This window comes from Jutongia huaianensis, from assembly GCF_014384985.1.
Lineage (GTDB): Bacteria > Bacillota > Clostridia > Lachnospirales > Lachnospiraceae > Jutongia > Jutongia huaianensis.
Genome location: NZ_JACRSX010000022.1, coordinates 23253 through 45617, shown reverse-complemented (window position 1 = coordinate 45617; position 22365 = coordinate 23253). Strand labels below are relative to the sequence as shown.

The following is a 22365-nucleotide window of genomic DNA, read 5'->3' as shown; positions in this document are numbered from 1 at the left end:
GCGATTATATGTCCCCCGATGATTTTGAAAGATTGTATCAACAGGCAACTTCGGAATTGCTGGCAGGTTAGAATGAGAAAAACTCATTTTAACTTGTACTAAATCTTGACATAGGACCAGTAACTTCCATTGATGATAACGCTTTTAAGGATAATACTACCATTAATGAGATAACGATTGGAAAGCAAATTAAATCCATTGGAAAAAATGCTTTTGACGGATGTGAAAATCTGAAAAAGATAATCATTAAATCTGAAAAACTGAAAGCAGGTAATGTAGGCAAAAACGCATTTGCAAATGGTTCTGATGAAGTTATTGTAAAGACTTTAAAGAAAAAACTGGAGGCATACAAAAAGCTCCTGAAAAAACGGGGGATCAGCAAGAATGCTTCCTTTGAAAGCTGATAAACACAGGTTAAAGTGACTATATTTTAGGAAAAGATTCTTTTGGATAACAGTGCATTTTGGCTGTTACAAAAGGATCTTTTCTTATTTAACGTGTATGTTACGGGATTATATAAATCTTGTTTTGACTTTTATAAAGTGGTAAAATATACTTGTACAAGGATGTGGAGAAATGAATTGGGATAAGAAGCGTATGAGATAGGTAAAGTACAGGGAATGTAAGGGGTACTAAAGATGGATCCGATAAAAAAAGTGCTTATGCATATTACAGATAAAATGGAAAACAGCTGTGTACTAGGTGCGATAAGGCAGGGTATGATCATGATGATACCGTTGCTGGTCGTGGGGTATTTGTCAGCAATGCTGGTGAATCTTCCAATCTCTGCGTACCAGAGTTTTATGCACCATTTGTTAGGCGGACGTGTGGAGGATTTTTTTCTGTGTCTCTATTGCTGCGTGAATCGTTTCTTTTCTGTTTTTTTGGCAGCAGCTGTCAGTGTCGGTTATTCCATTATGATGAGACGTAAAAAGGGAGTCAATGAGAGCACGGGAAGTATCATCATTCTTGTGATCATAACATTGGCAGCATTTGCAGGATATTCCGGCATCCAGTATGATGATTTTTCGGTTGATAAGTTCAGCAATATGCATACGTTCAGTGCCCTTCTGGTAGCATTGATCTCCAGTGTGGTATATTATGCTTTAAAGGGCAGAGGACTTTTTCAGATGATCGGACAACATGGGATGAATACGGACAGTGTTTATATTGCGGCCATTGAAGGGATTGGACCGGCTGTGATCATTATTGGGTTCTTCTCTCTGCTGCATCAGCTTTTCCACGTGTGTTTCGGAGTGGATGGGATTCAGGAACTCATGGAGCAGATATTTAATTATTTGCTGACTCCGATAAAAAACGGTCTGGGATCCGGACTCATTGTGATCTTTTTGACCCATGGATTGTGGTTCCTTGGTTTTCATGGTCATAACATGCTGGATACAGTGATCAAACAGCACTTTACTGATGTGACGGCGGGGATTTTCAGCAAAACCATGCAGGATGTTTTTGTACTGCTGGGAGGTGCCGGGGCGATGCTCTGTCTGGTGACCGCGATTCTTCTTTTTGCAAGAAAGAAGGATGTACGTCATCTGGCGTTCATGGCAGCACCAACGGTGATTTTTAATATCAGCGAGATTGCACTTTTTGGTATTCCGGTTATTTTTAACCCGATCTTTCTGGTGCCGTTTATTCTGGTGCCGATTGCCAATTTTCTCATTACCTATGGAGCGATTTACAGTGGAATCGTGCCACATGTTGTCAATGAAGTGGACTGGACTACGCCGATTTTGTTAAGCGGTTATCAGGCAACGGGATCCTGGAGAGGAGCTGTGCTTCAGGTTGTCTGTCTGACGGCGGGTGTTCTGATCTACCGGCCGTTTGTGCGGATTTATGAGGAGCAGAGCCGGCTCCGTATTGCCAGAGATGTGAAACGGTTAGTAGAGGAGATGCAGCGGGAAGAGGAGAACAATTCCATTGGCATTCTAACTAAGAGAGAGGACGATCTGGGGTATGTGGCGAGAGTATTGGCATCGGAGCTGGCAGAGGCAGTACACAACAAAGAACTATTTATGGTGTATCAGCCGCAGGTAAATTGTGATGGCGAATGTATCGGTGTGGAAGCATTGATCCGCTGGAATCATTCGGAGCTTGGATTTATCTATCCGCCGTTGATCATCCAGCTGGCAAAGGAGGCACATATCCTGCATAAGCTGGAACAGTTTATTTTTGATGAGGCGGCCAGGGCAGTCACTCAGATGAAGCCTGAGACCTCTTCAGAGTTTAAAGTATCTGTCAATATTACCAATGAGTCTCTGGAATGGGACGGCATTGAGCGGTGTATTGCAGATGTGGTAGAGAAGTATCATATTCCGAACGAATGGTTTTGTCTGGAGATTACGGAACAGGATGCCCTTTCGACATCTATTGATATTGCGGACAAGATAAAGAATCTGAAGGCAAAGGGACATAAGTTCCTGATTGATGATTTTGGTATGGGACATACCTCATTAATGTATCTGCAGACCAGTTACTTTAATGTGGTGAAGCTGGATGGATCATTGACGAGAGATATTCTGGACAATGAGAGAAACAGCGATATTATTGGTTCCATTGTATATCTGGGTCAGTCACTTGATTTTAAGATCATAGCAGAGTATGTGGAGACCAGGGAGCAGAGAGATGAACTGGAGAGACTGGGATGTAATGCATTTCAGGGGTATCTTTACAGTAAGCCATTGAAGCTGGAGGATCTGCTTGTATGGATGGAACAAAGAAAAAAGTGAGAATGATAATATAACAACAGCCACCGGTCAGAAATAGTATCTGACCGGTGGCTGCTATTATGTTAGGAGTATCGAATTAAGATAAAATATTCAATCAATGATGCGTTGTTCCCGGGGCTATTTGCCGAGAACTTCTTTGATGTTGTTTAATACAACATCCTTTTCAAATGGTTTGGTGATAAACTGTTTTGCACCGTATTTCAAAGCGGCTAACACTTTAGACTGCTGACCGGCAGCAGTGATCATGATGACCTTTGCCTCCGGATCGATCTCCAGGATCTTCTGCAATGTCTCGATACCGTCCATCTTTGGCATCGTGATATCGAGAGTCGTAAGGTCTGCCGGATGCTGCTTAAACATCTCTATAGCTTCCTCGCCGTTTGTGGCTTCGCCAATGACAGAGTAACCTTCTTCCTCCAGAAGATTCTTCATGATCATTCGTGACATTCTGGAATCATCTACGACTAATACAGATCCCCTGGAATCTGTCGGAATATCGTAAACCTGCTTTTCATTAGATGCGAAATGATAAGGAGTATCTCCCAGCTTGACCTGATCATTGTCTGCAATTACAAGATTGATACGGTGATCCTCTATGTAGACCGGCAGGATATGGAAATCTCCTTCTATGGTCTGATCCTGATAAGCAAATACCGGCTCTAATTCTAACTCTTTCTCTTTCTCGCTCAGCTCAGAAGCAAAAAGACCGTTGCTGACGTTGATAAACTCACAAACGGCATCAAAAATATCCGTTGTATCATTCTGCTTGTCCCCGGAAAAATGATCAGCGATCAGGGAAAATGCCTTTTCATCGGCATCATCAGCAAGAGCAAGATAGAAATTCTCATCTCCGGATAATTTCTGTCCTGCAAGAGAATGATAGGACAGAGACTTTACATGCTTGATCTGACCAATATAAAAATCTCTGGTAACGAAACGGTTAATATTGCGGATGACCAGGCCTGCCAGATCTGTGATCGAAGCATTGGCTGCACATGCAAAGACCGGGATCAGTGCGTCCAGGTCATCTGCCTTTAAAGCGGTCATATCTGTATCAGAAAAGCCATGCTCCTTCTGGAATGCAGATAAAGTCTTATCAATAACGGAAGCAGTCAGCTTCGTGCATTCGGTTAAAGCCTGTGTGAACTGCATATATGGATTGCCCTGCTTCTGAAGAAGCTCTCTGATCTGGGCATCTGTCAGGAGACCTTTCTCCTGAGCGATATCACCGAAGCGTTTATCAAACTGCATCTGCAGTTTATTGATCATATCTACGTCTTCTTCTGAGAGTAAGCCCTCTGCAATCGCAATGGTACCAAGCTTTACACGAACGGATAACTGTTTCTCAATGGAAGCACGGTATTCATCGAGGGTGATGATCTGCTTTTCTACAAGATATTTTCCAAATAATTGACTAAACATTGAATTTCACCTCTTCTGATAGATTTCTATTTATATTATACAATAACTATACCAGAAAGAAAAGGAAAATCGTGATTTTTCACAAAATAATAATTATAATTGGTGTTTTTGTTGTATCCAGTACTCTTATTTTGATTTTTCTTGCGTTATCCTGCGTGAAGCAGTATAATCGGTAAATAAACATAGGAAAGAAGGGGAGACATATGATGACATTATTTATCATAGGGATTCTTATTTTGGCAGTGAAATTGTTTTTCTTCGCAATAAAGATGGCATGGGGACTGACAAAGGTTGTGGCGTTTGTTGTATTTCTTCCGGTGATCCTGATCGGTATGCTGTTAGCAGGATTATTATCTGCAGCATTTCCGTTGCTGGTAGTTGCATTGGTTGTGGCATTTATTGTTTCCGGCTGGAAGAGAGTGTAAATGGAGCATACATAAATTAATATGAAATAGCTGCAGTACCGGCTTGACATATGCACAGGCCGGTATTATGATGACGTGGATTTGAAGATAAAGGAGGCGAAGCAGATGGACAGTTGTGATAGTCGAAGTCAAAGCACATATATGGATGGACGAGGCTTGGATTATATTTCAAGTGTCTGTTAGTGGAGCCGGATCAGATATAAGATAAGCCTTTTCCATCGTTTTAAGGAAACCGTGAGAGGTATGTTTTGCGGACGATTATTGACGATGGATTTTTTATGCTCTTTTTGGGTAGAATGGAGGCTTAAATGAGAAAAGAAGTATTGAACGAAACCAAATTTATACAGGAAATTGTTGCGGTACTTCCTATTGTGATCTGTTTCCAGTCTCTGATCCTGGATATGGCAGGAAATGTGGGAACCCTTGTGCCGATGTTTTTCCATAAGAGGCTGTGGCATCCGGATCGTTGATCACTACAGTCAATGATCTGGTGGCAGTTGTGACCTATTATGGACTTGCGTGGATGTTTTTGATCCGTATGATGCATCATATAGCGGGATAAAGGATGTGTATGGCAGGAAAATATAGATTAGAAAATATCATTTTGACATAGCTTGAAACTATGTCAAAGTGACATTTTTTTGTATTATTCAAGGAGATCAACAAGTGCTAGTATATCATCATAAAATATGAGGAATACGGAGGATATATATATGAGTAAGCTTGTTACACCATGCAGATATGATTTTGTTGGAAGCTTTTTGCGTCCCAATACATTAAAAAAGGCACGGAGACAGTTTGACGAGGGAGAGATCTCGTATGACGAATTAAAGAAGGTAGAGGATCAGGCAATCACAGAGCTGGTTCAGAAAACAAAGGAGCTGGGCTATCATGTCATTACAGACGGAGAGTTCCGCAGAGCTACATGGCATCTTGATTTTATGTGGGCGTTCGATGGCGTAGGACATACACCAACCAAGACCGGGCTGCCATTTCATGGAGAAGCTGCCATGGTGGATGACACATATCTGAATGGAAAAGTAGGGATATCGGGAGAGCATCCTTTTGTAGAACATTTTCGTTTCGTGAAGGCATTGGAGGATGAAAATACTGTGGCAAAGCAGACAATGCCGTCTCCGGCACAGTTTCTGGCACAGTTTACCATGCCATTCAACAGAGAACATACAGATAAATATTATGATACGGATGAAGAGCTGATCCGGGATATTGTCAAGGCGTATGGAAAAGTGCTTGCAGATCTTTATGAGGCAGGATGTCGTAATGTACAGCTTGACGATTGTACCTGGGGGATGCTTGCAGATAAGACAGGACCAATGCTTTACGGCACAACGGCGGAGGGTGCAGTAGAGGTGCAGAAGAGGCATAAGGATATCAATAATCAGGTAATCGCAAATGCACCGGAGGATATGATCATCAATACCCATGTCTGCCGTGGTAATTTCCATTCCACCTATGCAAACAGTGGTGCATATGATCCGGTAGCAGAGGTGCTCTTCGGAGAAGAAAATGTTAATGCATATTTTCTGGAGTTTGATGACGAGAGATCCGGCGGTTTTGAGCCACTGGCCAAAGTTTCCGGTGATAAAAAGGTGGTACTGGGACTGATCACAACAAAGTCTCCGGTATTGGAGGACAAGGCAGAGGTGATTGCCCGGATACACGAGGCAGAAAAATATATTCCACTGGACCGGCTTTATCTGAGTCCTCAGTGTGGTTTTGCATCCTGTGAGATCGGAAATAAGCTGACACAGGAGCAGCAGTGGGCAAAGCTTGCTCTGGTAAAAGAAGTCGCAGAAGAGGTTTGGGGCAAATAGTGTAAAGATGGGAATTGCTCCACAAAACAAAAAAGGTTTGAAACAATATGATGTCGAAGTCAACAGGTATTTAGACTTCAACGGACGCCATACATTGTTTCAAACCTTTTTTATTTTTATTATTGTAACTATTGACATTACGATGAATTGTGTGAAACAGGGAGATGATTGAATTATTCAAAATCTCCGCGTTCATGTCTCTCGAAGAAATCTTTGGTTTCTTTTACAATGACACCATTTAAGGCAAAGAGTGCGATCATATTTGGAACCGCCATCAGTCCGTTAAAGATATCTGCGATGGTCCAGACAGCACTGACAGTCATATAAGGTCCGATAAATACTGCCAGAATGTATATCCAGCGGTAAATCTTAACATGCTTCATATTGCCGCCGCTTAAGTATTCCAGACAACGTTCGCTGTAGTAATCCCAGCCGAGGATTGTAGTAAATGCAAAGAATACAAGACACAGCATCAAAATGAAGGAGGAAATCTCTGCCGGGAACGGAAGTCCCTTCTGAAATGCATATGTTGTTACGGCAACTCCCTCCAGGCCATCTACCTGCCATGCGCCGGTCAGTACGATGGAAAGACCGGTCAGAGTACAGATCACAATGGTATCGATAAAAGTACCTGTCATGCTGACGAGACCCTGACGGACAGGTTCCTTTGTCTGGGCAGCAGCGGCAGCGATCGGTGCACTACCAAGACCCGCTTCGTTGGAGAAGATACCTCTGGCAACACCCTTCTGCATTGCCATAAACATGCTTCCAACGGCACCGCCGGTTACAGCTTTAGGAGTAAATGCTGCTTTCACTATAATCTTGATTGCAGCAGGTACCTGTGTGATATTTGTAATGATCAGAATTGCTGCAAAAAGGAAATAGATAATAGCCATAAAAGGCACGATAACCTGGCTTACATTTGCGATACGCTTGATACCACCAATAAGTACGGCGGCTACACAGAATGCAAGGATCAGGGATGCAATGACAACAGACCAGGAATATTGGCCAAGAGAAAAAATCTGTATACAATGCTTGTCATTCGGATCAAAAAAACCGTGAACAGCACTGGCGATTCCGTTTACCTGACTGAAAGTTCCAATACCGAAAAGTCCGACACATACGCCGAAAAAGGCGAATAGTTTTGCAAGCCATTTCCATTTCTTTCCCATGCCCTGTTCGATATAATAAAACGGGCCGCCGAGGCTGTGTCCATCCTCGCCGACGATACGATACTTGACGGCGAGAAGACCCTCGGAAAATTTTGTTGCCATTCCAAAGAAAGCGGCTACGATCATCCAGAAAAGTGCTCCCGGACCGCCGGCTCCTACTGCAGTTGCGACGCCGACGATATTACCGGTACCAATGGTGGCACTTAATGCCGTACAGAGTGCAGAGAAGCTGGAAATTTCACCTTCGCCCCCCTCTTCGTTTTTTACCATCCATTTTAACGCCAATGGGAGCTTTCGGATCTGAAGAAGACCCAGACGGAGAGTCAGCAGGATACCACCGGCCATAATGAGTACCATAAGTGGGACACCCCATACAAGGTTGTCGATCTGAACGAGTAAATCATTGATTGTTTTCCACATTATTTTATCCTTCCTATGTATAATTTGAGTGTTACATGTGCAAAAACACACCTTTATACTATACCTTTTTTTAGGAATTTTTTCAATAACATGATATAATGTGCGCGAAGGCAAAAGTGAACATGCCACATTGGCAGATGCGGAAGCTTGCTTCCTGCAGATGACGATGCGGCATGTGAACGCGCCCGCGAGTTCGAAAAAAGGAGCAGGATCAACATATGATAGAGGTTGAAATTAAATTGCCGGTTAGGGACCGGAGAAATTTACAAAAGAAACTGGAAGAGGACGGGTTTGTCAAAAGTCATCTGGTCCGGGAGACAGATCGCTATTTTAACGGAGTGGATCGTGACTTTAAAAAGACAGATGAAGCATTCCGGATCCGAAAGACAGAATGGCTGGAGCGTAGTGCTTTGAAGGAGGACTCCGTTTTGACGGACGATGTGCCGGAGCAGACGACATACATTACATATAAAGGTCCAAAGCTTGGAAATGTGGGGATGTCCCGCGAAGAGCTGGAAACGACGGTGGGAGATGCGAAGGTGATGCGGGAAATATTGATTTCCCTGGGGTACCGTCCGGTTCAGTCGGTGGTTAAAACAAGACAATATTATTCTCATAAGGATATGACTGCCTGTGTGGATCAGGTAGAGGGACTGGGAGATTATCTGGAACTGGAGGTCCTGGTCGATGCAGAAGGAGAGAGACCACAGGCTTTGAAGAGGATTAAAGAACAGTTGAAAAAGCTGGGATATTCTATGGAGGAGACTACGAGGATCAGTTACTTGTCGATGCTGGAGGAAAATGTTAAAATGAAATGGTAAGCTTCTTGCAAATGGATATTTAGGCAGAAATTCCATTATTTTTATAGACGAGATAGAATCAGCATTACATCCTAAAGCAGTGTGTCAGTTTTTGGATATGATTGATAATATTGCAAATGAAATGGGACTTCAGGTGTTTATTACAAGTCATTCTTATTTTGTGATTATTATTTTCCAAATAGAGGATAGTGCACAATATAAGGAAAAACTACGGCAGATTCTTCCGAAGAAAAGAAAATTAAGTATCAGGAGTACATACAAGAGATTGTTGAAAAGATGCGCCATTCTCTTAATTTATATGCAAACATTGTGTTAAAGAGATATTCACAAGATGGAATGCCGGATCAATTAAAAGATGCAGAAAACTTGAATATGCGCTTGATTTTAATAGTAAAAAATGCAGAGATTGCATGGTTAGATCCGTTTCGGGATAAGTTTCGGAAAGAGCTGAGAAAAGAGATGCGGATTTGGAAAATACCAGATTTTATTATTCTTAATGAGGAGCAGGCAAGAAAAAAGCAGTTTATTCTTTGATTATGAGTATTTAATACATAAATGTAAAATGAGTATATCAATATATTGTGATTCCGATATATGGTTTATGTAAATTAAGGAGTTTAATATTAACATGAACAACACCTACAAATTTTATCAAAACAAACAATGTGAATATTTTCCATGTCACGATGTTGCAGACTCATCTTCCTTTAACTGCCTGTTCTGTTACTGCCCATTATATCTGAAGGAACCCTGTCTGGGGCATCCGGATTATATCCTGAACGGAAAGGGGCAGCGGATCAAGGATTGCAGTAGCTGCACGGTGGTGCACCGTCCGGAAATGTATGAAAAGGTATTGGAGGAGCTGGGACGGCAGGATCAGGAAATTTCTATTAACATATGGAATCTGCGGGAACAGATATGGGACAGAATGGCGCAGATCGCATCCTGGGAGCAGATGGAGCCGGAAATGCACCGGCAGCACCGGGCAACGGCGATCAGCAGTATCACTAATATTCTGGAAAAACATAAATATCTCTATCGTCTCAATGTATTGCTACAGCCTTTTGCAAAGGAGTGTGTCCGGGAAGACCGTTTTATATTTGGAAAGCAGGAAATTTACTGCAATGTGCTGGAGCGTATTGAACGGAGTCAGATTGAGACAGGGTATGTATATGCCTTTCACGCACCGTTATTTGAAATGGAGGAGACAGATTCACTGCTGACACAATATTATCTGGAGATTTTTCAGATTGCCTGTATGGATGTGGTGCGGGAGTGGGTACAGGGATATCTGGAGAGAAAGCACAGCGTTATGAGCAGACATTACTGCAGCCCTTCCTTTGGACCGGGATTTTATGGAATGGAGATGGCGGCGGTGCCAAAGCTGTTAAAGCTGATGGATACAGAAAAGCTGGGAATCCGCTGGAAGGATGAGAAAATGGATCCGTCGATGAGTATTGTGGGGATCTATCTGGTCAGCAGGGAGGATATTCTGTCAAATTGTGGGGACTGTGTCAGTTGTATCGGAGGGAAAGATGGCTGCCGGTTCTGTGTCAATTACCATAAAAAGCCTATCTAAGATTCTTCAAAAGGGTTGCCAAAGCAATTCGATCCATGATAAAATATCCTTTTGGACATATAAAATAGAAAAAGATAAATGCTCCGAAAGAAGTTTGTGAGCTGAGTGGAAAGGAATGTTGGATCATTATGAACGAAAATCAGAATTCTACCCCTGTTGCAGAAAATAAAATGGGGACAATGCCGATCGGAAAATTGGTTTTTAATATGTCACTGCCCATGATGGTTTCTATGCTGGTACAGGCATTGTACAATATTGTGGACAGTATCTTTGTGGCAAAGCTTTCAGAAAATGCACTGACCGCTGTTTCTCTGGCATTTCCCCTTCAGACGCTTTTGATCGCTGTGGGAGCCGGCACCGGTGTCGGTATGAATGCTCTTGTCTCCAGATCTTTAGGAGAGAAGAACCAGAAACGGGCTAATCGGATTGCTACCAATGGTGCATTTATTTATATTCTGAGTTATTTTTTATTTCTGATCCTTGGATTTACCGTGGTGAGACCGTTTTATGCCAGTCAGACAGGCAGTGCGGATCAGGAGATCATGACCATGGGAATTGAGTATCTCAGCACGGTAATGATCTTTTCTTTTGGATTGTTTACACAGTTTTTCTTTGAGCGTCTGCTGACTTCTACAGGAAAAACGATCTTTAGTATGACCTCTCAGTTGACGGGAGCGGTGACCAATATTATTCTGGATCCCATTCTGATCTTTGGTTTATGTGGTGCACCTAAAATGGGAGTGACAGGTGCTGCCGTTGCTACAGTTATCGGACAATGTGTGGCCGGTGTCGTAGCAGGGACATGTCATCATAAATTTAATCATGAGGTTAATGTAGAGCTGAAGAGCTTCCGCCCGGACGGAAAGATTATTGGAAATATATATGCCGTTGGTATTCCATCCATCATTATGCAGTCCATTGGATCGGTTATGACATATTGTATGAACCGTATTCTGATTGATTTTTCTTCTACGGCGACAGCAGTCTTTGGCGTTTATTTCAAGCTGCAGAGCTTCTTTTTTATGCCGGTATTCGGACTGAACAATGGGATTACTCCGATCATCGCATATAATTATGGCGCCCAGAAGAGAAAGCGTATGATACATACCATCAAGCTCAGCTTGACGGTGGCATTTTGCCTGACTTTTATTGGATTCCTGCTGTTTGAGACGATTCCGCAGACACTTCTGGGGCTGTTCAATGCCTCCGATAATCTGCTGGCGATCGGTGTACCGGCACTCCGGATCATAGGAATCCATTATCTGATCGCATGGTTTTGTATTATTGCCGGTACCGTATTCCAGGCACTTGGCAAGGCTGTGTTCAGCATGATCGTATCCATCATGCGTCAGTTGTTTGTACTGATCCCGGCAGCGTATATTCTGGCAAGGATCGGAGGACTTCAGATGGTATGGTGGTCCTTCCCGATTGCGGAGGTCATTTCCTTTGCGGTATCTTTGACATTCCTGATCCGGATCTATCGTACAATTATTCAGAAGATTCCCATGGAGGCATAGGCGGAATTTGAAATAAATTTGTAGAGGACAGGCACAACATCCTCTTTGATTATGGTTTTGACTTTCCCCAGTAGGATTCAATTGCTTCCGGATGCAGCCCTTCCCCAATGACAATGAGGATTGCCTGCCCGTTTGGAATCGGATGGATCTCTGTTTTTTGGTGGGTTGCATTGACGGCGATCCAGGTATTGTCCGGAAGCTTTTGAAAACCTTTGATACGAAAGACCTTGCCACAGGCAGGGTCTTTTAATATTTTGACACAGGATTCCAGCAGAAAGCTTTCGGTAAACTCCATATTCATAAAATAGAGGCTGTCATAGGTCTTTTTTTCGTCCAGCCACAGCTTTCGGTAATCGGCAGAATGATAGCCGGAGTGCATAATCTTCTCAAAGTCGTTCGGAACCAGTTTGTCCCAGTCCTTCTGCAGGATAAGCTGGCCGGACGGAGCCGGACACTGCAGCTTTTCAAGCAGACCGGATACATACCGGCTTGTGGAGGAGATGACGGAAGCCTCCGTCTCCTGTACATGGCTGTAAAGGATCGTACCCGCCTGGGCTGCCTGGGAGGCAAGAAGAAAACGGGAAGATTCGGAGAGTGCCGTATCCAGATTGGCATCAATGATCGTGATTACGTTTCCAATCTGATACCAGCGGTCCAGTGGATCCTCGTGCAGGGCATCAAAAAACTCATCCATATCAAAAATTCCCGAAGGTTCCACTAAAACCCGGTCATAACCACACATTCCCATAGCGATCAGCTTTGTTTTAAAACGTCGTCTGTGGCAGTCGGCATCACATCCGCCTGCCACCATTTCCAAAGTGCAGTTGTCGCCCAGAATATCCTGAAGCAGCATGGCATCCACATTCACAGCACCGAAATCATTTTCTAATATTCCAATATTTTTACCCTGATCGATCAGGTATTTTGCATATTTCTTAATAAAAGTTGTTTTTCCGGAACCCAGAAATCCTGTGATCAGATCAATAGAAATCATATTGTATCCTCCCCTTGTTGTGTTATTTTATATGCTTTTTCTGTGTAAGGAATATTTTATACATATGTTAATTTTGTACAGAAACTTGTTTTATCACGCTTGAGTTTATCACACATATCATAAAAATACAAAATCGAAAAAGAAATGCTATGAAACTGCTTGTCTCATTATAAAAATACGTTTATAATTGTTGTGGTGCAAAGGAAAAATTTGGACATCAGGAAAGAGAGGTATGAAAATGCAGCACAGGAAGAATTATCAGATCAGTCTGTTTGTGATCGGATGTATTCTGATAAATTGTCTTGGTAAATGGATTGCAGCAGCAGGACAGCTTCCGGTATGGATGGATTCGTTCGGAACCGTATGCAGTGCATATGCGTTGGGACCGTTTTGCGGAGGAGTTGTAGGAGCTGCTACCAATGTGATATATGGGTTTTATTATAAGACTTCTTATGTCTATGCTTTGACGAATATTGCTGTTGGTATATTGACCGGTTATTATGCATCGAAGGGCTATTTGAAGGATCTTTTTAAGACAATGTCCCTGAGCTTTCTGATCACGCTGCTTTCCGTTGGCGTGTCTGTTCCGCTGAATTATGTATTTTACAGTGGGAGAACCGGCAATATCTGGGGGGATGGTGTGATCGATCTGCTGGGGCAGATGGGGCTTCGCTCATGGATGCGTGGCGTGATCGGTGAGTTTTATGTAGATTTTTTGGATAAGGTAGTTACGCTGGTGGCGTTTTTTGTGGGACTTCGTCTCTGGCACGGATATAAAACACGCCAAAATGAGGAAAAGACACCCAGGATTAGTCCGAATCATATGAAAACCAGCATTGTGATCGTTTTTTTGCTGCTGGGGTCGGTGTTGTGGAATCCTATGGCTGTGTCTGCACAGAATACACAGGATCATTCTTATAATATGTATGTGCAGACGATTTACAATGACAATAACGGACTTCCGGGTGGCAAGGCAAATGATATTGCCCAGACAAAGGATGGTATTTTGTGGATTGGAACATACGGCGGGCTTTACCGGTATAACGGAAGCCGGTTTCAGTGGATGAACCATTATGATTCCGTCAAAAATGTAAACTGTTTGTATACGGATGAGGCAGGAAGACTTTGGATCGGAACAAATGACAGTGGTGTGTCCATCTGTATTAATGAGGAGATATCCAATGTGGTGGATTCATCCCAGGGACTTCCGGCGGATTCGGTGCGCTGTGTCACGGAATGTTCGGACGGAACATTTTATGTGGGAACTTCGGATGCCCTTGCAATCGTATCATTGTCGGGTGGCCTTTCAGTCAGTGATATTGTTTCTGAGGTTACCTATACAAAGAGTTTGTCGGCAGACCAGAAGGATCATGTGGCGGCAGTGACGGATGAAGGAAGCCTGTATTTGCTTTCGCGGGGGAAAGTGATACAGCATCTGCAAAGGAAAGCATACCGTGCGGCATATTCCTGCTGCATGTTTGATGATCATGGCAGATTATATGTGGGAAGAACTGACAACTGCATTGAAATATATAAGTTAAAGGATGGAAAGCTGCAGAAATGCAGGACTGTTTCCTGTGGAACTCTTACCAATATAAAATCACTTCATATGTCGGAAAATCAGGAAATTTTTATCTGTGCAGATAATGGAGCCGGTTTTTTAGATATCTCCGGAAATTATCAAAGTGTGAATACCAATAAGTTTAACAGTTCCATTGATCATATGCTTATGGATTATCAGGGAAATCTCTGGTTTACCTCGTCACGTCTGGGACTGCTTCGGATGTGCAAATCTGTTTTTACAGAGATCTTTACAGAAGCAGGATTGGAAGAGGATGTTGTGAACACCGTGATCAAGTGGAGAGGTGATGTCTATTTTGGAACGGACAGTGGTCTGAAGGTTGTGGATGGTGTTATGACCAGAGAAAAACATACATCCTTATCAAAAAAACTGGAGGGGATCCGTGTACGCTGTCTGATGGAGGACAGTCAGGAAAATCTTTGGATATGTACTTCCGGAGAAGGTGTCTGGAAAGTGTCAGAGGATGGATCACTCCGGATCTATTCGGAAAAAGACGGTCTTTTGGGGGATAAATTTCGTACAGCGATGGAATTAAAGGATGGAACCATTGCTCTGGCAGGAGATCTTGGCATATCCTTTGTTAAAAATGGAACGGTGACTGAAAATATTGGTGCATCAGATGGATTATCCAATCCCAGGGTATTGTGTATGTTCCAGAAGAAAGATGGTACTCTTCTGGCGGGGACAGATGGAAATGGTATCGCGGTGATACGGGATCATAAGGTTCAGAGCCATTACAAAAAAATAAATGGCTTAAGTTCAGAAGTGATCCTGCGTATGGTGGAGGATACCGATCATGGTGGAATGTTTATCGTAACAAGCAACAGTCTCTGTTTTATGAAAAACGATAAAATTCGTATTCTGGATAATTTCCCATATTATAACAACTACGATATTGTGGAGGGAAAGAAGGGGGAGGTTTTTGTTCTTAGCTCCGCAGGAATCTACGTTGTGGACAAAAAGAAACTGGAAAACGGAGAAAAACTGGATTATGATCTGTTAAATGCTGCCAAAGGCCTGCAGGAATCTTTGACCCCGAATGCCTGGAATTATATTGACGAAAAAGACAATTTATATCTATCCGGTGGATTTGGTACAGTATATATGAATATGAACGATTATAATTCCCATAATTTTTCTTATCGTATGCTGATGAAGTCTATCAAAATGGATGGAGAGACCTCCTATGTGGAACGAGGGGAAGCCTTTCATATTTCAAGAGGTGTGAGCCGGGTGGAGATCATACCGGAGGTGGTCAATTATTCCATTAATGACCCATATGTCCGGGTCTGGCTGGAGGGCTACGACAAAGAGCCGACGATTCTTCCGCAAAGTGAATTAAAAAATATTGTATATACCAATCTTCCTACGGGAGAATACATTTTTCATATGGCGGTGTATGATCATCAAAGGACGAAGGTGATCGAGGAAAGTACTTACCAGATCATCAAGGATAAGGAAATCTACGACCACTGGTGGTTTTATGTTTATTATGGTATTGTGTTGGTGCTGGCGATCGTCTATCTGACCTGGCTGATCGTTCGGACACAGATCCAGAAAAAGCTGAATCTCCAGAAGAAGGAGTTAGAGCTTGCCAGAAATCAGATCCAGATGGGTAATGAAACGATCATTACCATTGCAAGAACGGTGGATGCCAAGGATGAAAATACCAGCCAGCATTCCCAGAGAGTATCGGAATATTCTGTGATGATCGCAGAGAAGCTGGGCTACAGCAAAGAGGATCTGGAGGTGCTCCGCAAAACAGCACTTCTTCATGATATTGGCAAGATTGCGATTCCGGACCGTATTCTGAATAAGGCGGGACGTCTGACGGATGAAGAGTACGGTGTGATGAAGTCCCATGTACTCAGGGGAGCCGAGATATTAAAGAATTTTACCTTTATTGAGCATGTAGATGAGGGGGCTCTTTACCACCATGAGAGATATGATGGCAAGGGGTATGTAAATGGTCTGAAGGGGGAGGAGATCCCTCTGAATGCAAGGATCATTGGAATTGCTGATGCGTTTGATGCGATGACGGCCAACCGTGTATACCGCAAGAAGCTTGATCTGGATTTTGTGCTGGAGGAGCTTCGCAAAGGAAGAGGAACGCAGTTTGATCCCCGGTTAGTTGATATCATGCTGGGACTCTTAGAGGATGGAACCATTGATGTCGAAGGGCTTTATGGAGCAAGTGAAAATAAAATTTCATAAAGCGGGTGAAATTAATTCGCAAATATTAGAGCCGGCGGCCCAAAGCTTTCGGGCTGGGAAAGGAACAGAGGATTCGTATGAAAAGGATATATATCATAACGATCAGCAGTGCATTGTTTGTGATACTGGCAGCTTTTGGTCTGCATCTGCTGACGCAGGATGACAGTGAGCAGAGAAACATTACCGTGGGATTTGTTTATGTGGGAGATACCAGTACTGCTTATACAGGCAATTTTGTAAAGGCGCAGAAGGCGGTAGAGAAAAAATATGGCAGCAGGGTACGGACGATTGCACGGTTTAATGTCACTGAGGGAAGTGAAGACGGTATTTTAGAGGACCTGGTGGAGGCGGGCTGTGATATTATTTTCACCACAAGTTATGGATTTGGGGAAAAGGCAAAGCAATGGGCAGAGAAATATCCTAAGGTTCAATTCTGTCAGTCTACCTGTTCTAATGCCAACGAAGAACCAAAACTCTCCAATTATCATACCTATATGGGAGCTATTTATCAGGGACGTTATATTTCCGGTGTGGCAGCGGGAATGAAGCTGAAGCAGTTGATCGATGAGAAAACGATTACAGCAGATGAAGCAAAGGTGGGATATGTCGGAGCCTATCCGTATGCGGAGGTGATCTCCGGATATACGGCATTTTTCCTGGGAGTAAGATCCATTGTACCGGAAGCGGAAATGACAGTGAAATATACAAATACCTGGGGAAGCTACGCATTAGAAAAGAAATATGCGACCCAGTTGATCAATGAGGGCTGTGTGATCATCTCGCAGCATTCTGATACTACGGGACCGGCCGTGGCATGTGAGGAAGTCAAGGGAAAGCATGTGGTATACCATGTGGGATATAATCAGAGTATGGCGGATGTGGCGCCAACCACATATCTGACCGGGTGCCGGATCAACTGGGAGCCTTATATTTCTGCAGCGGTGGAGGCAGTATTGTCGGAGAAGGATATCGAAAGCTCGCTGGATGCCAACATCAATGGAAATGATGCAGGGGCAGGATTTGATCAGAGCTGGGTACAGATGCTGGAGGTCAATGAGCTGATTGCGGCACCGGGAACCAAAGAAAAAGTAGAAAAACTGATCGGCAGCTTTAAAAAGAAAGAGATCAATGTATTTCAGGGAGATTATACCGGGGTTGATCCGGACAATAAAGAAGATGTGATTTCTTTGAAGGAGGGATATCAGGAAAATGAAAAGAGCTCCGCACCGACATTTCATTATGTGCTGCGGGATGTGATTCATGTGGAATGATCATAACAGATGAAAAGGGTCATTTGCAAATCGTCAGATAGTATGGTAAAATAAACTATTGATTATGTATGAAATAAATATAGATGGGCAAAGCAGCCGAAAGACTGTGACGCAAAGCTATAGGACCTGTAAAATGGTAACCAGTTGCAAAAAAGAAAGCATTACGGCTATGGTTGTAATGCTTTTTATAGTTTATAAGAGGGGTTTGGAGAATGAAAAAGGACAAAGTATTTTATCAATCAAAATTTGAACATTACCGTGTGATGAATATGTGGATCGTGATCGCAAGCTGTATTTCATCACTGTTTTATGTGATATCTGACTGGTATTTATTCGGGGAGATCAATATGGTGACAGTTCCTGCGAGGACAGCAATTCTGATTCCTTTTGCTATTTTTATGATCGTGAATGCAAAGGTGAAGGATTACCGCGTGATCGTGCCGTTATCCTACCTTATCGCACATAGTATTATGTGGTGCACTATCTGGGCGTGTGTATATCTGCCGGATCTTACTTTTGCCAGTGATGGTTTTATCATTATTATGGCAATTTTTATCTTTTTTGGATTTGCAGCACCGGGGAAGTGGAGTGTTATTTTTACGGGTCTGATCTTTCTGGATATCGGCGTTGCCAATATTTTTCTGCATTATCCGGAGCTGCTGATGATGCTGATCCTCGGCATTCCGTTTTATGGTGGAATCTGTCTTGTGGTATGGGCGATGGAGAAATCTTATGTGTACCAGTATGTTGCACAAAGGATGCTGGAGGAAAGTGCATATCACGATCAGTTGACGGGACTTTTTAACCGTAATATCATTGATACTCTTATGGATGAAAACAAATCCCTACAGTGTTTCGGAGGAGAGGATATCTCAGTTTTACTGTTTGATATTGATTTCTTCAAAAGAGTCAATGATACATATGGTCATGAGAGTGGAGATGTTGTTTTAAAGGAAGTTGTAGATATTGTATCAGCGCATCTGGAGTATCCCAATTATATGCTTCGCTGGGGCGGAGAGGAGTTTTTGATCATTCTCCAGAGTGATTTGGTAAGAGCAGAAAAACAGGCAGAAAAGATTCGTCAGGCAATCGAGAAGAAGACGGGAAAGATTTGTTCTGTGACAATATCCATTGGTGTAACCGGGTATCATGGCGGAGATTATAATGCTTCGGTAAGGATGGCCGATGAGGCTTTGTATGAAGCTAAGGAAAGTGGACGAAACAGGGTGAAGATTTATAACTTAAACTGTGGAGACATATAGTATCAAAAACCATATGAAACAGTAAAAGAGAAAATGATATATTGACATGTAAGCCATAAATGATTAATATAATTACAGAATAGAAGATGTAATCGACATTTTTTTGGTTATAAAAACATTCTGTGACAGAAAAGAGGATTATTTATGAAAGTGTTAAGGATTGGAGAGAAGGTTGCAAGAATTCCTGTTATACAGGGAGGGATGGGAGTTGGTGTCAGCAGATCAAATTTGGCAGGAGCTGTAGCGAGAGAAGGAGGAATTGGAATTATATCAACAGCACAGATTGGTTATGATGAGGAGGAGTTTGAAACAGATCCGGTAAAGGCCAATCGTAAAGCAATTGAAAAGCATCTTTCTTTGGCTAAGGAAAAGGCTGCCGGGGGAATGGTGGGAGTTAATATTATGGTTGCACTTCGGGATTATGCGGAGCATGTGAGAGCCGCAGTTGCTGCAGGCGCAGATGTGATCATTAGTGGTGCAGGGATTCCGGCAAAGCTTCCGGAATATGTAAAAGGGAGCAGTACAAAGATCGCTCCAATTATTTCTTCGGCAAAGGCTGCCAGAGTGCTTTTACAGCGCTGGGAAAAGAAATATCAGAGAACCGCAGATTTTATAGTGATTGAAGGACCAAAAGCCGGCGGTCATCTTGGGTTTTCCAGAGAAGAATTAAAGGATATAGATGGACTTGACTATGATAACAGGATCCGGGAGATCATTCAGGTTGTACAGGAATTTGCAACGCATTTTCATCAAAAAATTCCGGTGATTGTAGCTGGTGGAATTTTTACGGCGGAGGATGTAAAGCATGCCGTAGATCTTGGGGCTGATGGAGTTCAGGTTGCTTCGAGGTTTGTTGTCACAAAGGAATGCGATGCATCGCAGGCATACAAAGAGGCATATATCCATGGTACGGCAGATGAGATAGAGATCATTAAAAGTCCTGTTGGCATGCCGGGACGCGCACTTCACAATCATTTTCTGGAAAAAGTGCAGAAGGGACGGATTCCGGTAAAGAAATGTTATGGGTGTATGCGTAAGTGCAATATCAACGAGATCCCATATTGTATTACAGATGCATTGACAAAAGCGGTTCGTGGTGACGTGGAGAATGGATTGATTTTTTGCGGAGCAGAGATTGGAAGAATTCATTGTATGACCACTGTACATGATCTTATGATGGAATTGGGGAAGGGCTTTGAGTAAGAAAAATATTCCGACAGGAGTTGGAGGAAGATCTGGATGGAAAGAAAAACAATTCGAAGAAGAATCCTATTTTATGGAAGAGTGCAGGGTGTAGGTTTTCGCTATCGTGCCAGATATGCGGCGGAGAGTCTGTGCCTCACGGGATGGGTATATAATGAAGAGGACGGTACTGTGACTATGGAGGTGCAGGGAGATGAGGCATCTATAGACCGCCTGCTGCAGATGCTGCAGCAGGACCGCTACATTGATATTGTGGATATGGATATCAAGAATCTGATTCCGCAGGAGAACGAGAGAAACTTCGAGGTGAAGGATTGAAAGCAGACAGAGAAAAAGGGGCTTCCACTGTGAAAGTGGAAGCCCTTTATGTTTATGTCGTATGAATAAAGGTGTGGATATTAAACACAACCCTGAGCCTTCATAGCCTCTGCAACCTTCAGGAAACCTGCGATATTTGCACCGGCCATGTAGTTACCCTCCATACCGAACTCTTTTGCAGCCTCATCACAAGACTTGAAGATCTCTTTCATGATGCCATGAAGCTTTGCGTCAACTTCCTCGAATGTCCAGGAAAGTCTCTCGGAGTTCTGGCTCATTTCAAGACCGGATGTTGCAACACCGCCGGCATTTGCAGCCTTAGCCGGGCCGTAAAGCATCTTGTTCTCGAAGTAAACATCAATAGCTTCTGGAGTAGAAGGCATGTTAGCACCCTCAGATACAGCATAGCATCCGTTTGCAGCAAGTTTCTTAGCACTGTCTGCATCAATCTCGTTCTGGGTAGCACATGGAAGAGCAATATCACACTTGATGCTCCAGATACCACTGCATCCCTCTGTATATGTAGCATTCTTATGGGAGGTTCTGTCAACATACTCTTTGATACGTCCACGCTCAACCTCTTTGATCTGCTGAACAACAGGAAGATCAATTCCGTCTGGATCGTAGATATATCCGTTAGAGTCAGAAAGAGCAACAACCTTTGCACCAAACTCAGTAGCCTTCTTTGTAGCGTAGATTGCTACGTTTCCGGAACCGGAAATAACAACGGTCTGATCCTTGAAGCTCTTGCCGTTTGCTTTCAGCATCTCTTCTGTGAAGTAGCAGAGACCAAAACCTGTAGCTTCTGTACGAGCCAGAGAACCACCATAGGTAAGACCCTTACCGGTAAGTACACCGGACCACTCATTGCGGATTCTCTTGTACTGACCAAACATATAACCAATCTCGCGGGCACCTGTTCCGATATCACCGGCAGGTACGTCACAGTCAGGACCGATATGTTTGCACAGCTCTGTCATAAAGCTCTGGCAGAAACGCATTACCTCTCCGTCGCTCTTGCCCTTCGGATCGAAGTCGGAACCACCTTTGCCGCCGCCCATAGGAAGAGTAGTAAGGCTGTTCTTAAAGATCTGCTCGAAGCCGAGGAACTTGATGATACCGCTGTATACAGATGGGTGAAGTCTGAGACCTCCCTTGTATGGTCCGATAGCTGAGTTAAACTGGATACGGAATCCTCTGTTTACCTGAACTTTGCCGTTGTCATCAACCCAAGGCACACGGAAGATGATCTGTCTCTCAGGCTCTACGATACGCTCGAAAACGCCTGCCTCAACGAGATCCGGTCTTTTCTCAACAACAGGCTCCAGACACATAAATACCTCTGTAACTGCTTGGATGAACTCAGGCTCTCCTGCATTTCTCTTCTTAACTGTTTCAAGTAAGTCGATCAGATACTGATTTTTTAACGCCATTGCTAAAAAACCTCCTTTTCTTTATTTTTGATTGTGTATGTTGTGTGTGATTAACGCAACACGTTAAAACAAGTATCGCATAAAATTAGTGAGATTTCAACAATTTTTTCTAAAAAAACCTTATTTTTTTTCGATTAAAGTTGTGAAAAT

Annotated in this window: 18 protein-coding genes, 1 pseudogene and 1 riboswitch; of the genes and pseudogenes, 15 read left to right on the top strand and 4 right to left on the bottom strand. The window is 43.0% G+C overall.

Annotation, left to right across the window (positions count from 1 at the left end; translation table 11 throughout):
* The first annotated feature begins 110 nt into the window (after positions 1–110).
* Positions 111–404 carry a leucine-rich repeat protein gene (locus H8704_RS14565; RefSeq protein WP_408611202.1) on the top strand — a complete coding sequence of 98 codons (294 nt, stop codon included), beginning with the start codon at positions 111–113 and terminating at the stop codon, positions 402–404.
* 234 nt (positions 405–638) lie between these two features.
* Positions 639–2744, top strand: a complete 2106-nt coding sequence (locus H8704_RS12715) for a PTS sugar transporter subunit IIC/EAL domain-containing protein (RefSeq protein WP_249298500.1) — start codon at positions 639–641, stop codon at positions 2742–2744.
* Between the two features lie 117 nt (positions 2745–2861).
* Here the strand turns inward: H8704_RS12715 and H8704_RS14295 are convergent, their stop codons facing one another.
* A complete protein-coding gene (locus H8704_RS14295; RefSeq protein WP_330606006.1) occupies positions 2862–4166 on the bottom strand; it encodes a response regulator in 1305 nt (434 codons plus the stop codon).
* Positions 4167–4369: 203 nt separating this feature from the next.
* On the opposite strand from H8704_RS14295, the gene H8704_RS12705 reads away from it, so the two are divergent.
* The 3 genes and pseudogenes from H8704_RS12705 to H8704_RS12695 all read left to right on the top strand — a co-directional run bounded on the left by H8704_RS12705 (position 4370) and on the right by H8704_RS12695 (position 6426).
* Positions 4370–4591, top strand: coding sequence for a hypothetical protein (locus tag H8704_RS12705; protein WP_022465552.1), 222 nt, complete (start codon positions 4370–4372; stop codon positions 4589–4591).
* 344 nt (positions 4592–4935) lie between these two features.
* A pseudogene (locus H8704_RS14420) lies at positions 4936–5153 on the top strand (hypothetical protein); the annotation flags it as partial.
* A gap of 151 nt (positions 5154–5304) precedes the next feature.
* Positions 5305–6426, top strand: a complete 1122-nt coding sequence (locus H8704_RS12695; RefSeq protein WP_022465550.1) for a 5-methyltetrahydropteroyltriglutamate--homocysteine S-methyltransferase — start codon at positions 5305–5307, stop codon at positions 6424–6426.
* Between the two features lie 173 nt (positions 6427–6599).
* Here the strand turns inward: H8704_RS12695 and H8704_RS12690 are convergent, their stop codons facing one another.
* Positions 6600–8021, bottom strand: coding sequence for an alanine/glycine:cation symporter family protein (locus H8704_RS12690; protein ID WP_022465549.1), 1422 nt, complete (start codon positions 8019–8021; stop codon positions 6600–6602).
* Positions 8022–8239: 218 nt separating this feature from the next.
* Here H8704_RS12690 and cyaB point away from each other — a divergent pair, with 218 nt between their 5' ends.
* From cyaB to H8704_RS12670, 5 genes are all read left to right on the top strand, one after another.
* The gene (cyaB, locus tag H8704_RS12685; RefSeq protein WP_249298499.1) at positions 8240–8842 is read left to right on the top strand and encodes a class IV adenylate cyclase; all 603 of its coding nucleotides are present in this window, start codon (positions 8240–8242) and stop codon (positions 8840–8842) included.
* Positions 8843–8876: 34 nt separating this feature from the next.
* Complete coding sequence (locus tag H8704_RS14560) at positions 8877–9158, top strand: AAA family ATPase (RefSeq protein ID WP_408611201.1); 282 nt, start codon at positions 8877–8879, stop codon at positions 9156–9158.
* Positions 9152–9376, top strand: a complete 225-nt coding sequence (locus tag H8704_RS12680) for a hypothetical protein (protein WP_249298498.1) — start codon at positions 9152–9154, stop codon at positions 9374–9376. The genes H8704_RS14560 and H8704_RS12680 overlap by 7 nt, the downstream gene beginning before the upstream one ends.
* 94 nt (positions 9377–9470) lie before the next feature.
* Positions 9471–10421 (top strand): cysteine-rich small domain-containing protein, encoded by a 951-nt coding sequence (locus tag H8704_RS12675; protein WP_249298497.1) that lies wholly within the window; start codon positions 9471–9473, stop codon positions 10419–10421.
* A gap of 128 nt (positions 10422–10549) precedes the next feature.
* Positions 10550–11938, top strand: coding sequence for an MATE family efflux transporter (locus tag H8704_RS12670; RefSeq protein WP_249298496.1), 1389 nt, complete (start codon positions 10550–10552; stop codon positions 11936–11938).
* Positions 11939–11987: 49 nt separating this feature from the next.
* Here the strand turns inward: H8704_RS12670 and H8704_RS12665 are convergent, their stop codons facing one another.
* The gene (locus tag H8704_RS12665) at positions 11988–12932 is read right to left on the bottom strand and encodes a GTP-binding protein (RefSeq protein ID WP_118678362.1); all 945 of its coding nucleotides are present in this window, start codon (positions 12930–12932) and stop codon (positions 11988–11990) included.
* A gap of 238 nt (positions 12933–13170) precedes the next feature.
* Here H8704_RS12665 and H8704_RS12660 point away from each other — a divergent pair, with 238 nt between their 5' ends.
* The 5 genes from H8704_RS12660 (at position 13171) to H8704_RS12640 (ending at position 20782) form a co-directional block, all read left to right on the top strand.
* Positions 13171–16728: an HD domain-containing phosphohydrolase gene (locus tag H8704_RS12660; protein ID WP_249298495.1), complete on the top strand. Its 3558-nt coding sequence runs from the start codon at positions 13171–13173 to the stop codon at positions 16726–16728.
* Between the two features lie 77 nt (positions 16729–16805).
* Complete coding sequence (locus H8704_RS12655) at positions 16806–17999, top strand: BMP family ABC transporter substrate-binding protein (protein ID WP_249298494.1); 1194 nt, start codon at positions 16806–16808, stop codon at positions 17997–17999.
* A gap of 76 nt (positions 18000–18075) precedes the next feature.
* A riboswitch (cyclic di-GMP riboswitch) is annotated at positions 18076–18151 on the top strand.
* 60 nt (positions 18152–18211) lie between these two features.
* A complete protein-coding gene (locus H8704_RS12650) occupies positions 18212–19261 on the top strand; it encodes a GGDEF domain-containing protein (RefSeq protein WP_249298493.1) in 1050 nt (349 codons plus the stop codon).
* A gap of 144 nt (positions 19262–19405) precedes the next feature.
* Complete coding sequence (locus H8704_RS12645) at positions 19406–20464, top strand: NAD(P)H-dependent flavin oxidoreductase (RefSeq protein WP_249298492.1); 1059 nt, start codon at positions 19406–19408, stop codon at positions 20462–20464.
* Positions 20465–20500: 36 nt separating this feature from the next.
* Positions 20501–20782, top strand: coding sequence for an acylphosphatase (locus tag H8704_RS12640; protein ID WP_022465537.1), 282 nt, complete (start codon positions 20501–20503; stop codon positions 20780–20782).
* An 80-nt stretch (positions 20783–20862) separates the two neighbouring features.
* Here the strand turns inward: H8704_RS12640 and gdhA are convergent, their stop codons facing one another.
* Positions 20863–22215 carry an NADP-specific glutamate dehydrogenase gene (gene gdhA / locus H8704_RS12635; RefSeq protein ID WP_249298491.1) on the bottom strand — a complete coding sequence of 451 codons (1353 nt, stop codon included), beginning with the start codon at positions 22213–22215 and terminating at the stop codon, positions 20863–20865.
* Positions 22216–22365 lie beyond the last annotated feature (150 nt).